Source organism: Methanosarcina sp. DH2 (assembly GCF_020804225.1).
In the GTDB taxonomy this organism is placed as follows: Archaea; Halobacteriota; Methanosarcinia; order Methanosarcinales; family Methanosarcinaceae; genus Methanosarcina.
This window is the reverse complement of record NZ_WJBI01000004.1, coordinates 316,646-330,414: the sequence shown is the minus strand read 5'-3', so window position 1 is coordinate 330,414 and position 13,769 is coordinate 316,646. Positions and strand designations below refer to the sequence as shown.

At 44.4% G+C, this 13,769-nt stretch carries 14 protein-coding genes and 1 pseudogene; 5 read left to right on the top strand and 10 right to left on the bottom strand.

The window, feature by feature from the left end; translation table 11 throughout:
- The 10 genes and pseudogenes from FXV91_RS08705 to cobD form a co-directional block, all read right to left on the bottom strand.
- Positions 1-260, bottom strand: a pseudogene (locus FXV91_RS08705) ([dimethylamine--corrinoid protein] Co-methyltransferase); the annotation flags it as partial.
- A 6-nt stretch (positions 261-266) separates the two neighbouring features.
- Entirely contained in the window at positions 267-917 is a 651-nt protein-coding gene (mtbC, locus tag FXV91_RS08700; protein ID WP_229390181.1) for a dimethylamine corrinoid protein MtbC, read from the bottom strand.
- A 556-nt stretch (positions 918-1,473) separates the two neighbouring features.
- Positions 1,474-1,839, bottom strand: coding sequence for a hypothetical protein (locus FXV91_RS08695; RefSeq protein ID WP_229390180.1), 366 nt, complete (start codon positions 1,837-1,839; stop codon positions 1,474-1,476).
- 118 nt (positions 1,840-1,957) lie between these two features.
- Positions 1,958-2,920: a SufD family Fe-S cluster assembly protein gene (locus FXV91_RS08690; RefSeq protein WP_229390179.1), complete on the bottom strand. Its 963-nt coding sequence runs from the start codon at positions 2,918-2,920 to the stop codon at positions 1,958-1,960.
- 3 nt (positions 2,921-2,923) lie between these two features.
- On the bottom strand, positions 2,924-3,631 hold the full coding sequence (locus FXV91_RS08685; protein WP_229390178.1) for an ABC transporter ATP-binding protein: 708 nt from the start codon (positions 3,629-3,631) through the stop codon (positions 2,924-2,926).
- A 45-nt stretch (positions 3,632-3,676) separates the two neighbouring features.
- Positions 3,677-4,288, bottom strand: coding sequence for an NTP transferase domain-containing protein (locus tag FXV91_RS08680; RefSeq protein ID WP_229390177.1), 612 nt, complete (start codon positions 4,286-4,288; stop codon positions 3,677-3,679).
- Complete coding sequence (cobS, locus tag FXV91_RS08675) at positions 4,273-5,115, bottom strand: adenosylcobinamide-GDP ribazoletransferase (protein ID WP_229390176.1); 843 nt, start codon at positions 5,113-5,115, stop codon at positions 4,273-4,275. The genes FXV91_RS08680 and cobS overlap by 16 nt, the downstream gene beginning before the upstream one ends.
- A gap of 17 nt (positions 5,116-5,132) precedes the next feature.
- Positions 5,133-5,675 carry an alpha-ribazole phosphatase CobZ gene (gene cobZ / locus FXV91_RS08670; RefSeq protein WP_229390175.1) on the bottom strand — a complete coding sequence of 181 codons (543 nt, stop codon included), beginning with the start codon at positions 5,673-5,675 and terminating at the stop codon, positions 5,133-5,135.
- 303 nt (positions 5,676-5,978) lie between these two features.
- The gene (locus FXV91_RS08665; RefSeq protein WP_229390174.1) at positions 5,979-6,968 is read right to left on the bottom strand and encodes a cobalamin biosynthesis protein; all 990 of its coding nucleotides are present in this window, start codon (positions 6,966-6,968) and stop codon (positions 5,979-5,981) included.
- On the bottom strand, positions 6,965-8,455 hold the full coding sequence (cobD, locus tag FXV91_RS08660) for a threonine-phosphate decarboxylase CobD (protein ID WP_229390173.1): 1,491 nt from the start codon (positions 8,453-8,455) through the stop codon (positions 6,965-6,967). The genes FXV91_RS08665 and cobD overlap by 4 nt, the downstream gene beginning before the upstream one ends.
- Before the next feature lie 437 nt (positions 8,456-8,892).
- On the opposite strand from cobD, the gene hisS reads away from it, so the two are divergent.
- The 5 genes from hisS to FXV91_RS08635 all read left to right on the top strand — a co-directional run bounded on the left by hisS (position 8,893) and on the right by FXV91_RS08635 (position 13,733).
- Positions 8,893-10,128, top strand: coding sequence for a histidine--tRNA ligase (gene hisS, locus FXV91_RS08655; protein WP_229390172.1), 1,236 nt, complete (start codon positions 8,893-8,895; stop codon positions 10,126-10,128).
- A gap of 564 nt (positions 10,129-10,692) precedes the next feature.
- Complete coding sequence (locus tag FXV91_RS08650; protein ID WP_229390171.1) at positions 10,693-11,100, top strand: hypothetical protein; 408 nt, start codon at positions 10,693-10,695, stop codon at positions 11,098-11,100.
- Positions 11,101-11,117: 17 nt separating this feature from the next.
- The gene (locus FXV91_RS08645) at positions 11,118-11,726 is read left to right on the top strand and encodes a hypothetical protein (protein WP_229390170.1); all 609 of its coding nucleotides are present in this window, start codon (positions 11,118-11,120) and stop codon (positions 11,724-11,726) included.
- On the top strand, positions 11,707-12,270 hold the full coding sequence (locus FXV91_RS08640; protein WP_229390169.1) for a hypothetical protein: 564 nt from the start codon (positions 11,707-11,709) through the stop codon (positions 12,268-12,270). Before FXV91_RS08645 ends, FXV91_RS08640 begins: the two co-directional genes overlap by 20 nt.
- 368 nt (positions 12,271-12,638) lie before the next feature.
- The gene (locus FXV91_RS08635) at positions 12,639-13,733 is read left to right on the top strand and encodes a hypothetical protein (RefSeq protein ID WP_229390168.1); all 1,095 of its coding nucleotides are present in this window, start codon (positions 12,639-12,641) and stop codon (positions 13,731-13,733) included.
- Positions 13,734-13,769: the final 36 nt, after the last annotated feature.

Here is a 13,769-nt window from a genome sequence, read left to right as displayed (position 1 = left end):
CTGTTACCCTGGTCACCGTCAAGCCTSAGAGTCCCGATATCGTGAGTTACRGGCACTTCCATGCCGTGTTCCACACTGACTGCCTTTCCGGGCATCATAAGGATTTCTGCAAGCTTGTCGACTTCATCGGCACTCAGACCGGAGATCTCACCGAGGTCGGCGGCATTTGCCACACCTGCCTCAAGCTCCTCCATGATCTTTTCTTTCGTAAGGAAGATACGTTTCCCGTCTCCCATTCTCAAAGCATATTCAGTTGCCATATCTTTTCACTTCCCCAGGAGCAGTTCTTTTGCTTTTGCTACAGCTTCACTTGCATTTTCAGCGTAACAGTCAGCCCCGATTTTGTCAGCCCAGGCCTGGGTTGCAGGGGCACCCCCTACCATAACCTTTACTCTCTCCCTCATTCCTTCTTCTTTGAGAAGTTCAATAACTTCTCTCTGCCCCTGCATTGTGGTGGTCATGAGAGCTGAAAGTCCGATCATATTCGCATTGACCTCCTTTGCCTTCTCAACAAAGTTCTTTATAGGAACATCTCTGCCTATGTCGTGGACTTCAAAACCAGCTGACTGAAGCATGGTTGAGACGATAGACTTGCCAATATCGTGCACATCCCCTTCAACGGTCCCGTTTACGATAACCCCAAGTTTCTTTGTCTCAGCCCCTGCAGGCAGATCAGCTTCAAGGATCTTGACTCCGGCAGTCATTGCATCGGCAGCCATCATTACATGCGGCAGGAAAAGTTTTCCCCTTTCAAAAAGAGTCCCTACCTGATTCATGCCGGCAGCAAGCCCTTTGTCAATTATTTCTGCAGGCTCCATCACTTCTTTTGCCTTTTCTACGGCTGCAATCACTCTGTCCTTTTTACAGGAAATTATTGCATCCGAAAGTTCCTGTATCAGTTCTTCTTTGCTTGCCATTCTCAACCCCCATTTTCAAAGTCGTGTAAGAGAACCGGAAAAATACTTCAAACTGAAAGAAATCCCTGTCTCTACTTTTTAAAAAGTAAAAACCTTTTTTAGGGAAAATGAATTTTCGGAAAAATTCAACTTGCTTCTCACTGCAGAAATTCCCGCGGAGAGCTGTGAGGTGTTTGTTTTCCGGGTTGACTCACCCTATTCAATATATTTTAAATAAATATATTAATATCATTCGAAAATTATTAAAATCGGTTTATTTTTTCTAATAATCAAAATTTTCCCATACCGTGGTAACGGGACTAACAGAAAGTTCAGGATATAAAAAAGATATAAAAAAGATATAAAAAAGAAAGTGTTTTTTCCTTAATTTTCAGCCCTGGTTACAGGAAGACACTTCTTCTAGTAGAAAGTAAAAAATCGAGAGTTTAGATAAAACATACCAGTTCTGGATAGAAATGAATTCTGAAAAGCGTCTATGTCTGCTGGATACATGATAGCGTGAGCAGCACGAAGACTGTAATAATTATTAAAGGAATATGATTTGCCTCCAGATAGCTCAGTCGTCCTCAAGCCCCGAGTTCTCTTCGACTGAGAGCATAAGTTCCCCGTAGAGCAGCTTCTCAAGGGTTTCGGCTACGTATTTTCTCTGCTGATATCTCTGGATGTCTTCATGCATCCTTATATCCGAATCTACCTGGACTCTGAGCAGGGCAAAATGAAAAGCTTTTTCATTCTTTATCTGCGCAGTATGAAAGGTTTCCAGCAGGTAAGGAAGTTTTCTGGGGTCTTCAATTACTTCACTTAAAAGCAACATTTCTTCGGGGATATCAATCGTATGCGAACGTATATCCTTTTTTCCGGTAATTAGCTGCAGGTTTCTTTCCGAATACTTTTTATCAAGGATGATTATTTCACCACTCATACCTTCCACCTCCATCTATGTTGTGATCTCTAAGTTTTCCTGATAAACTGCTGTTGATTGGCTGAAAACTCCAGTTTATAGGATGCCGGATTCAGATAAATAAGGGATGAAGGCAAATTTAAGCCAGCATTCCTTTTACTATGATATCTATTGCATCGTCTTCTTCAAGACCGCGGGCCATAAGGGTTTCGACTTCCTTTTTGTCCACGCAGCCGATTGCAGCTTCATGTGTAACCTTGGCAAGAGGGTTGTCTACACGGACAATCGGTACGGCTTCAGCTTTTGCATTACCCTGGATAACTTCCATACAGTCAACATGTCCGCGCGCTCTCGGGGCGTGACCTTCGGTGATTCCTCTGAACATGGATTCTGCGTTATCGGTTATTGCAAGCCGGCTTTTAATTACGCTGCGGGCATTTTCTCCGTTAAGAGAGATCCTTTCGAGAATTTTTATTTTATCGTCCGCTTTTCCGTAGACCTTGGTGACCATCTCGCAGATCGAATCTTTTTCGGCATCAACACTGTAATCGAATTCCAGATACCCAACTCTCCCGGAAATGAGAGAAAAGTTTGTGTAGTAGCTACCTCCTTCTTCTATCTTTATATGGGCTTTCGGGAGCACCTGAATTCCGCCATATGGGCCGTGGAAATGAGTCTCTGTGTATTTCAGAGACGCGTTCTTTCCGATAACCATCTCGGCATCCATTTTATGGATAACTTTTTCAGCATTCGGGAAAGTACAGTGGGCGATAAGTTCTACAGCCGAGTCTTCTTCGGCTACGAAGTCCATTTTGATTTCCTGGATTCCGTCTTTAGGGACAAGCCCGAAGCAAAGGTGGACAGGCAGGGGGATCTTATAACCTTTTTTGATGGTCATTTTGATGTCCACGCCGTATTCGGTCTCTTTCTTCTCAAGCACTATGCCTTCGGTCCCATTTGCGCTGAGAACTTTGTTCCCGCTTACCACAAGGCTTGCGAGCCCATGGTTATGCAGGACTGCAGCATCTCCTCCGGCTGCTGTGTAAGCTGCAGTTATGTCTTCCGTTTCTCTGGAAAGTGCATTTAATGTAATCTGAGCCATTTTTCAGACCACCTTTGGGGGAGATACCCGGTTGTCACAGGGTATGCATCTGTTTTTGAAAAATTCGCTTATCTCCAGGGGGTCTCCGCTCCTGAGGATTACCCCTTCGCACATCAGGGACGCTTTATCCGAGGCAGCTGCAATTTCTTCCCTGTGCGTAATAACGAGCACTGACGAGCCGTTTTCTTTAAGCGTCCGGATCAGGGAGACAATTTCTTTTAAGGAAACAACGTCAATTCCGGAGTCCGGCTCATCAAGGATTGCAAGTTTCGGCTTCATGGTAATGATGGAGGCAAGCTCAATCCGCTTCCTTTCGCCCCCGCTCAATGCCTCGCCTACTTCTCTGGAAAGGTATTTTTCAGGCTTCAGGTCGACTTTTCTGAGGGCTTCCTTTATCTCTTCTTCCGTGATGCCTCCATTGCCTCTTGCCCCGATTGCGAGGTAGTCCCTTACCTTCAGCCCCTCAAAGCGGGCGGGTTCCTGCCAGGCAAGAGTTATGCCTTTTTTTGCACGTTCGGTTATCGAAAGTACTGCAACATCTTCCCCGTTAAAAATGATGCTGCCCTCTTCATGTTCATAACCCTGGAGCCCCATCAGGGTATATGCAAGTGTACTTTTTCCTGCACCGTTTGCGCCGATGATACTGTGGATTTCACGGTCCCCTACCTCAAGGTTGATTCCACGCAGAATTTTCTTCCCATCACGGCTCAATATCAGGTTTTTTAAGGATAGAATATATGACACCTCTAGCAAATTTTAGTTTGAACACTGCAGCAAATCCTTGCAGCGCTGCAGGTCTTTAACGGTATTTACGTTTATTGCTAGTCTGGGATTATCGAGTATCAGATTAAAGTCTTCCTGTTCGTTTCGAATCTGAGAACTGTCAAGGATATTTACTCCCGCGGGCACGATAAGTTTCCCATCCTTGTTAAATACGGTATCCGGCCTGGTTCCTGCTCCCTTGCATACATTGATCGGGACATACACGGAAAGTGCCGGTTTTCCTTCTTCCCTGTATTTCCTGATCACTGACTCAATAAGCTCAGAATCTATAAGGGGCAGGTCTGACATTATAATCATTACCGGACCTGTCGTTTCTGCAGTTTCCACTGCATGTATCATGTCCCCTACATAGTTTCCTCCAAAGGTCCTGATTACCTGAACCTCGCCTTTGTAGCGTTCCTGGATCATGATTTCGGTCTTCGGGGTAACAGGCGAGACCGCTACGAAAACTCTGTCTATATCTTTCGTTGATCTGAGGGTATCTATTACATAGGTAATGAGTGGCTTTCCGAGCAGTTCTACGCAGGGCTTTTCCCCCATTCCAAGTCTCTGCCCGAATCCTCCTGCCATTACAATAGCGTCCATTCTAAACCTCCCAGGTATCCATTTAATGAAAGTTTGAGGGTAACTGCAATGACAATCAGGGCAGTTATCCTTCCAATCTCGTTGGCTGTACCTATTCCGTCGCCGTTTAAGCCTCCAAAGTGGGCATAGCTCCTGTTAAGGAGCACCAGAGCCGAAATGCATGCTGCCAGATACGGAAGCAGTCCTATTAGCCCAAAGGGCAGGAAGCACACAACCGCTCCGAAAATAAATCCTATCAGGAAGTTTTTCCGGGTTGCTCCGTTTATTGTCATTTCCCCCAGGCCAGGATAAGCCTGTTTTTCCGGTCGTGGGAGCGGTTTTCCAAAAGCTGCAATTGTTAACATTGACTGCTTGGCACTGACTTCTGCTATAAACATGGATGCAAATATAAGCAACGGAAGGTTCGAACCGACGACAGTAAAGCCTTCATCCTGTACTGCTCTTATGGAACCGTAAAGGGTGAGCAGTACAAGCATGCCAAAAGCAACTCCTCCTGTCCCGAGGGTTGTGTCTTTTAAGGCTTTAATTTTTTTCTCACGGGACCCATGGGCCATAAAGCCATCTCCCATGTCCGTAACTCCATCGAGGTGGTTAAAGCCTGTAAAGTAATATACAGACCCCATGATAAGGGCTGCAAGGACAGGGCCCGGAAATATCAACTGCCCTACGTATGCAATTGCCCCTATGAGAAGCCCGAGTACGGCTCCCACGACAGGGTAAAAGTATATCTTTTTCATGAGTTCGTCGATCCCTTCCATACTGATCCCTACAGGAATCGTGGACAGGAAGCCAAAACCCGACTTAAATGCAAGTAAGTATGAATTCATTATGTATCGCCTGTTTTTCAGTCTTTTCTTTCAAACTCTGCCATACCTCTTGAATACATATTGGAGGATACCCCTCCTATAAGGCCCCCTATGACATCGTCCATGAAAGGCCCCAGATTTGCAAGGATTCCGGGTTTTAGTTTGTCATACCTGACAAACTCGAATGTCCCTTTAGAGCCGCTGATATAGTTTGCGATGCTGTTGCCCAGAACTTCGTCAGCAATTATGAAACTAAGGTCTTTTTCATAAGAACTTTTGCTGAGGTTCGGAAGGCTTCCGGCTCTACCTTCTCTTTCCAGCAGGACCCCGGAGTAAATCAAAAGGCAGAGATTTGGGTCAGAAAGAGCGAATTTAAGTTCTCTTTTAAACAGGGATTCGGCTTTTTCCCTTGTTTCAAGTCCGGGGTGAGGGACGTACATTTCCAGAGCCGTGTCCGCAAGGTCCTGGACGCTTATGCCTTCTTCTGCCAGGACATCGAGGATATCGATAGTAGCTTTTCCCTCTATTTTTTCAGGCTGCCCTTTTTTCAGGTCCCTTTCCTCAATATCGGATAACTTCATACTGATCACTCCGGGGTTGTTGAAATTATTATGTTAGATTTCCTGAGGTTCTTGGAGTTGTTGGTCTTGAAACTAGATCCTTAAATCAGGAGCTTGGTTTAAGCTTTGTTTTTAAGCTTTTATACCGGTTAACATTCTGGATTTTACGGTGAATTTTACTGCTTCCAGCATTACCTGCCAGATACATTCCGGTTTCTCAGAGTCTCGGCTTCCGCACAAAAGTCCGGATTGTGAACTTGACAGGGATCCTGTAAGTCAATGAGCTCAAATTAATAGGGGAATTGATGAATGTATATCTACAGATTACGGGTAATAAAGGTAGATTCCCACCATCTGGATAACTGCCACAAAAGCAACAAGTGAAAAGCCTGAAGCAATTGCTATTAATTGGGATACCCGTTTTATATCTTTTACTTCGGTAGGGGGGTACGAGATTCCCAGAACATAAGTATCAGGTTTTTCGAGTTTGACTCCCAGGGCTCCCGCAGTAGCAGCCATCGGATAGCCGGAATTGGGGGACGGGGTCTTCATCCCGTCTTCGAACGCAGTCTTTACGCTGTCAAGGGGATTGGTTTTTCTTCCTTTTTTAGGGAATAAGGATATTGTAAAGGCTGCAGCAAGGATAAAAATAACTGAAATCCGGGCAGGAATCCAGTTTAATACATCATCTGACTTTGCTGAAAAATATCCAAGTTCTCTGTAAGGCTCGGTTTTATACCCTACCATCGAGTCAAGGGTACTTATGGCTTTAAATGCGTATGCAGCCACAAGCCCTAATTCCCCGAAAAGTGCGTAATAGAAAATAGGGCTCAGGATACCGTCTACGTAATTTTCGGAGACGGATTCAATAACTGCCGAAGACATCTGAGTTTTTGTCAGTTTGGAGGTGTTCCGGCTGACGTAGATAGGGAGCAGTTCCCTTACTTTTTCCAGCTGGTTTTCTTCAAGGTGTTTGTAAATCTTTCTGGCAGGGCTCAGCAGACAATTTATTGCAAAGGTGGCTTTCAGGAAGTAGGCTTCAATTAAGAGTGCTAAAATGTACGGAATTCCCGGAAGGGCTGCAATATAGAGAATGGAATAGCCCAGTAAAGACGCGAAGAAAACACAGCAAAGAGCCATTGCAGTGCCATAGAGTTTCCTGTGGGTTTTTGGGGCTGCGTTTTTCAAAAAACTGATTAATTTTCCTATCCAGACAACGGGGTGAACAGCAGCAGGGGGTTCTCCGAAAACTATGTCTATAAATGCAGCAAGCAGAAGTACCAGAGCGAGGTGCCCGCTGTCCGGAATAATCATAAGATGGGCTCCATCACTTTTTTCCAGGCTACTTTCACAAGTTTGTCCGTATCTCCTTCCTGCATCAGGCAGTCAAGGATTTGCTGGGCTATTTCTTTCTTATGGACAAGGTGACAGTCAACACAGCTCCATACCCTGCCGCCTCTTGAACTCTGAATCCATTTTCCTCCTGTTTTCTCATTTTCACAGGGGTAAAACGGGCAGAAACAGAAGGTGCAGTTCTGACCTTCAAAATGGCATGGGTAGTATTCGCAGGTCTTTCTGCCCCCTATGCCTTCTTCACTCGCTTTTTCTATTACGTGCTGCAGTTCGTTCTTTGCCTGTTCTCTGCCCCACTCAGTGATAACTTCTCCGATCGCAGCAATGAGCCTGTCGTTTTCTTCTGCGGTCCTTACTGCAACCCTGATGTAGTCTTTTCCAAGGCCATGAAAAGAGATACAGTCCCGAATAAGGACTCCGCGGGCTGCAAGGCGTGCAGCCAGTTCACTTGAGTTGAGTATGAATTTGCTTATATCGACGAAGATAAAGTTTACATTCACTTCTCCGGCTTCAAAACCTCTTATCCTGTTGAGTTTAGCTTTGAGCTTTTCTCCTTCTTCCATAATCATTTCCCTTGCTTTTTTCAGGTAAGGGCTGTCAATCCCGCCTTCTATATTGAGAAGCGCGATTCCGATAGCGTTTGCAATAGCTCCGAGGTTCCAGGACAGCCTGGCTGTGTTCAGGATATCAGCCATACCCGGAGAAGCTATCCCGAAACCCATCCTGATCCCGGGGATTGCAAAATCTTTTGTAAGGGAACGCATGACAAAAATGTAATCGTTATTTGCAGGAAGATCTGCAACACTCTGCGAGGGATCGGAGAGCTCTATGAAAGCTTCATCTACATAAAGAAGAGTCTTATGTTTCCTGCAGCGCTCTGCAAGGGCTTTAAGTTCTTCTCTGCTGCGGAGTTTCCCTGTAGGGTTGTTCGGGTTACAGATAAAAAGGATCTTTGCTTCTTCCAGCATTTCATCAGAAAGCGTGTTCACCTCTTCCTGTGAGGGGTATACCGGTTCTGCTCCCATGACCCGGCACTGCATTTCGTATTCTCCGAAAGTGGGCCAGGGTAAAAGGACTTTATCTCCTTTTTCTATCACAGATTCGACCACAAGCCGGACTATCTCCGTTGATCCGTTACCCGGGATAATATTCTGAGGTGTTACTCCAGGTCCTACAAATCTTGCAGCAGCTTCCCTGAACTCCAGATACCTGTTGTCGGGGTATTCCAGGAGTTTTCCAAAGCTCTCCTCTATAATATTGGTAAAGTTAAGTCCGCTTCCCGGGTAATCAAAAGGGCTTCCCAGCGGGTTAAAGTTTGCACTGAAGTCGAGGATTTCGTTTTCGGGGATCCCGTACATCTCCGAAGTTTCCTGGATTAGCCCTCCATGTCTGCAGGGCTTCAGGGATAGCAAATGCTCCCTTAAAGGTACACTTCTTTGCTCTGACACGTTGATCACAAATATTTAGCGTAAATCATGTATATTAAGTTGTTTATTATATTAGCCGGTGTAAACTTGTCTTTATTTGATTTATGGTTATTTGATTGCGAAAACTCTGCTTTCTGGAATCCATTCTACTTTATTTTACAAGAAAAATATATTATATCTGTTTTTTCTCCTTTTATAGAACCTATTTTTCGGGCTCCTTCTACATAGGTATTTTTGGTCTGTAGAGCGTAAATAACGAAAAAGTAAAATAGCTTGTTTTTAACTACCATCCAGAAAGCTGAAGAGAAGTAGAATAAATCCCGTACAATTTTAGAAATACTGACTCTTTACATGATCTTTATATTCTGTTTATGGAATGTATAGAGTTATTTATCCTAACAGGCGGTTATGTCTTCAGCATAAATCCTCTAAATTCAATATACCAGGTGCATTAAAAAATGACAGTCAACAGGCCAAGAGGGACCCGGGACTTTTTACCCGCAGATACTGCCCGGAGAAGGTACGTGGAAAGCGTTATGCGAAATGTTGTCCGCAACTGGGGCTACAGTGAAATCATTACGCCCACGTTTGAACATCTGGACCTTTTTACCCTTAAGTCCGGAGAAGGAATCATAGGGGAACTTTATAACTTCACGGACAAAGGAGGAAGGAACATGACCCTCAGGCCGGAACTTACGGCTCCTGTCATGCGGATGTATGTAAATGAACTCCAGCCTTTCCCCAAGCCTTTGAAATTGTTCTACTTCGAAAACTGTTTCCGCTACGAACGCCCCCAGAAAGGCCGCTTCAGGGAGTTCTGGCAGTTCGGAGTCGAACTTATAGGGAGTGGAAAATCCGATTCTGATGCCGAGGTTATTGCCCTTGCCGATGCCCTGTTAAAAGCTGTGGGCATACAGGGCGACATGAAGCTTGGAAACCTTGCAGTAATCCGTACGCTTTTAAAGGGGCTTGAACCTGAAATCGTGAGCAAGGCTATGAGGCTTGTGGACAAAAAAGAGTATGCAGGCCTTGAAGCTCTGCTTGAGGAGATAGGGGCAGAAGAGAAGTTGAAGTCCGACCTCTTCCGCCTTATCAAACTGGAAGGCAGGTATACCCTCCCGCAGGCAAAAGAAATAGTCGGAAACATCCCTGAACTTGTAAGCTTTGAAAAGACCCTTAAACTCCTTGACGCATACGGTGTCAATTATTCACTTGACTTCGGAATCGCTCGCGGGCTTGATTATTACACGGGCATGGTCTTTGAGATCTATGCCGAAGGCCTTGGCGCCCAGAAACAGGTATGCGGAGGAGGCTCTTACCAGCTTATCCAGCTTTTTGGGGGCGGAGACGTGCCTTCAACAGGTTTTGGAATAGGTTTTGACAGGATAATGGAAATCTGTCCTCTCTTACCTCCGGAGCTCAAAAGCCTTGTACTGGTTTCAAAACCCGAAACTCATCTGGAAGCCGTAAAAATTGCAAATGAATTAAGGAATTACCTGCCAGTCCAGATAGACCTTATGGAGCGCAACTTCAAAGCCCAGCTCTCGTATGCCAATACTGTCAATGCCGCTTATGTAGTCATTGTAGGAGAAAAAGAGCTCGAGGCGGGGAAACTAACTCTCAGAGATATGGTGTCCGGAGAACAGGAACTTTTAACGCTGGAAGAAGTGATTGGAAAAATTACAGAACAGTAAACCGAAAGGTTTTCTTCTTTCATCCTTTTTTTCTTTCCCTTTTTCTGTTTTTCCTTTTCTCTGTTTCTCCTTTTCTCTTTTTCTGTTTCTCCTTTTTCCAATTTTACGTGCAATTTACCTTCTGTCTGCTTTCTTTTTCTTTTCCTCTTTCTTTCCTTTTCTATTTTTTACTTGCTCTTCCGTTACCCCATTTTTTTCTCTCTTTTTTCTCTTTTCTTTTTAATTTTATATTTCTGTTTCAATTTTTTTCTTTGCTTTTCTCCAATTTTTACTCCAATTTTTGCTTTATCCTTTCCATCTCGGCTATTATTTTATCGATCGCAACCGCCTTTTTTTCATTTGTCTTCAAATGCTTCAATTAAAACAAAAGATAATCTATTTATTATCAGACTGCCTAACTTTTATTGTCTCCAATTCATAACTTTTTTCTGAATCTGGAGTTAAGGGGGTAAATTTACGGCTAGTAAGGCTCAGGTTTTAGCCTGTAAGCTTGGAACTGATGAGTCTGCAGTATGCGGGCTTCCTTTCAGGCTTACAGTTACAGGTACTTTTTTTGCTGTACTTGTGCTGATCTCTTCAGTCTCTCTTTCCGGTTTTCTGGACGGGGTAAAAGAGCAGGAAACTCTGGATGAGGTTGCAAAACTAACAGCTGCTGGCGAACAGCTCTCCATACGCGGAGAAGGGAGTGAGATTATCCTTGAGATAGATTTGCCTCGTGGGGCATATGCAGACTTCGGGACTTTGCCGGGCCGGGAGAAGAACTGGCCTGAGAATGCGGATAATTATTGCATCACTATTGGAGGAAAATCGAAATTTTATCCCGCATATGCTTCCTTCTCGAATCCGGAGCTTAACGGGCCCTTATCGCTTGGTCCGGGCAGGCATAGATTATTCCTTTCAACACAGGTCGATCAGGGATCAGGTAGGCTGTTTGTTCTGATCTCAGAAACCGGAGCTGACCGAAGAACGTGAAGTCAGGAAAGACCTGTATGGTAAAGGAGCTTTCAGGAGACGAATCGGCATGGGCTGACTTTTTGATCTCAAAAGCGGCACTTATTCTTGCCAGTGTAGTCCTCTTTGCAGCCCTTTTTCAACTGGCTGCCGGCTTTAAGGAAGTTGAGGCGCAGGAACAGCTGGATTTTCTTGCAAGGGATTTCAAAACCGCAGTAGACGAAACTGGAGCAGGGAGTTTTTCGGGGGGGACTCAGGAACTTTCCTACCGTTTTGATGAAAATGAAGTCTTTCTAATTTCTCCATTTGGGGAGAATATAGAGGTCTGCGTTTCAGGAGAGTATGTTCATTTGAAGGCCAAATATGATGAAAAAAGTTTCAGTGCTGTAAGGCCGTTTTCCTTCAGGGTACTGCCTTTTGACGAATCCGCACTAAGGGGAAAGCTGCATACGGAATTCGGAACTGACGGTAGGGAAGAATCTCCCCTCAGAGCTGACTTTCTGGAAGTTAATAATTTCCTCCGGGTATCCGGGACTGAAGAAGTGATTTTAACCGTAAATGAAAAGATCTCAATAAAGAAAGAGTTTGTCTATATAAAGGGTAGTGAGGGGGTTTCTGCTTTTGGTTATGTCCTTGTTTATCAATAATTTACTGGCAGCTGTGAGAAAACTTAGAAACAAATCAGGTTCTTCAATCCTCGGAGATGAAAGGGGAGCACTTGAGCCGCACTCCGACCTTGTCGCTACTGCTCTTGCAGTCATAGGTTTTGTTGTCTTTGCAGCCCTCCTGTCCAGGGCATATATGGGATATGAGGACCGCTCTTTTGCCCTTGAGAATTATGAAAGCGCCTCCCTTCTTGCGGGAACTATAGCGGAAGCACCTGACCTTAGGGCCGAAAACCCTGGTAAGCTTTCTGCACCAGCTCTTGATAAGCTTTCAGACCCCTATAGCCGTGATGAGAGAATCACATTTTTTGCACCTTTTTCAGGAAACTATCCGTTTCTGGTCGAAATCAGGACTGGAGATGGACGATGGCAATGGCTAATCGAGCCTGATCTTGTTGAACCTGGCTATCTTATGGGGAAACAGGAGCAAGTTGCAGCTTCAGTGCCGGTTGTAATCGAGTTAAACGCCGCAGAATCGGTCCCAGGAACCCTTACTGTGGTACTTTATAATACACCATGGGTGTAAAACATGATCAATCTGGAGTAAATATCGAAACAGGAGTTAACCGGTCCTGGACAGGTGGACAGGATATCTAATTCACGGTAGGAATGGATAGAGGATGGAAATTGATCAAATGACAGAAATTAGGTGAATAGATGAAGGCTTTTAGAACTTCTCATAGATCTGGAGAGATACAAAGAGTAAATAATACTAATACAAAAATAAAAAGTATAATCATAAAAAGTATAATCATAAAAAGTATAATTATAAAAAGTACAGTCGTAAAATATAGAAAATTAAAGATCTGGGCTGTTAGAGAATCTTCAGGTTACTCTACAGTTTTTGATGCTCTCTTTTTACTTGTGTTAATTTCACTCTCCGGTGTCATTCTTATGCCCTCCCTGCAGGCTGATGAACAATATCTCGCAGCCGGATATGTGTCTTCCTCAGAACTGGATACTTCTCTGCTCGAATCCCTTCTCTCATGTAAACTTGAGAACTTCGAATATGAAATCTCTCCTCTTTCAGCACTTAACGTTTCAGTCCCCGAAAACTCAATTGTGGAAAGTCCTGCTCACACCCTTTTCGGAAAGGAACAGAAACACAGGACATTTGCTGACCTGACCGCCGAATACCTGGCTATCTCCCTTACACTGCCAGTAAACGGCTCGGTTGTTTCGCTCAATCCTCTTGCTGAGGATTATTCCGATCAGGCTTCTGAAACTGTTGCTGTTTATCTGGACCGGAAAATTGCGGGAAGGTTTTCTTATCGTTTTGAAGCCTGCTGGCATCCTGTGGGAGTTTTCCCTATGGAAAGTGAACTTATAATCGGAGAAGAACCTCCTGCAGATTCCATCCGACAGAGTACAAAACTTTCCATGCCTCTTTATGCATGTACACCTTCCAAGGACGTCCTTTTTGCCTGTGTGAATGATTCCATGCTTGAAGCTTCACTTAATGCTTCTGACGAAGAGGCTTCAATGGCACTTTTCCAGGCTTTTAATGCTTCTCTTGATGCAGCAGCTCTTGAAGGAGCAGAGACGGTTGTTGAGCTTCTGTTCCCGTCAGATTATTCTGGATCGGTTTTCGGAGAGGAAGCAGATGAGTCTTTTGAGATCCTGCTTTACGGGGTTTCTGAAAATACGGGTGAGGAAAATTCCTCCTCAACGGAAGACGAATTTAATGCTTATCTCTCAAATCTGCTTGAAACAGGGTTTGTACTCGACCCCGAAATTTATTCTGAAACTGAGTCCAGTGTAGAACTCTCCCTACTTGAAGACCTGCTGGCGGACTATATAAGAGAAGAGATTCGGGCAGAACTTAAAGTTGAATTTTCAGGTGAGATTAACGAGACTGTTTATGCTATACTTGAGGCTGAAGACCTCTCTGAGGCTCAGGCTTTAAGAGATGGAAGGATAGAATCAATTTACAGGCAGATCAATCCCGGAGGGGCACGAATAGTCCTCTACATTTGGAAATCATTTTAAAACCACTTTATATAGTCAAATTCCAGAATTCGACAC

Bases quoted from the DNA above. Each gene is read 5' to 3' on its own strand.
- FXV91_RS08680 (WP_229390177.1), bottom strand. From the start codon at position 4,288: ATGGACGCTATTGTAATGGCAGGAGGATTCGGGCAGAGACTTGGAATG.
- FXV91_RS08695 (WP_229390180.1), bottom strand. From the start codon at position 1,839: ATGAGTGGTGAAATAATCATCCTTGATAAAAAGTATTCGGAAAGAAAC.
- FXV91_RS08645 (WP_229390170.1), top strand. From the start codon at position 11,118: ATGGTAAAGGAGCTTTCAGGAGACGAATCGGCATGGGCTGACTTTTTG.
- cobZ (WP_229390175.1), bottom strand. From the start codon at position 5,675: ATGAAGTTATCCGATATTGAGGAAAGGGACCTGAAAAAAGGGCAGCCT.
- FXV91_RS08665 (WP_229390174.1), bottom strand. From the start codon at position 6,968: ATGATTATTCCGGACAGCGGGCACCTCGCTCTGGTACTTCTGCTTGCT.
- mtbC (WP_229390181.1), bottom strand. From the start codon at position 917: ATGGCAAGCAAAGAAGAACTGATACAGGAACTTTCGGATGCAATAATT.
- hisS (WP_229390172.1), top strand. From the start codon at position 8,893: ATGACAGTCAACAGGCCAAGAGGGACCCGGGACTTTTTACCCGCAGAT.
- FXV91_RS08640 (WP_229390169.1), top strand. From the start codon at position 11,707: ATGTCCTTGTTTATCAATAATTTACTGGCAGCTGTGAGAAAACTTAGA.
- FXV91_RS08690 (WP_229390179.1), bottom strand. From the start codon at position 2,920: ATGGCTCAGATTACATTAAATGCACTTTCCAGAGAAACGGAAGACATA.
- FXV91_RS08635 (WP_229390168.1), top strand. From the start codon at position 12,639: ATGCCCTCCCTGCAGGCTGATGAACAATATCTCGCAGCCGGATATGTG.
- cobS (WP_229390176.1), bottom strand. From the start codon at position 5,115: ATGAATTCATACTTACTTGCATTTAAGTCGGGTTTTGGCTTCCTGTCC.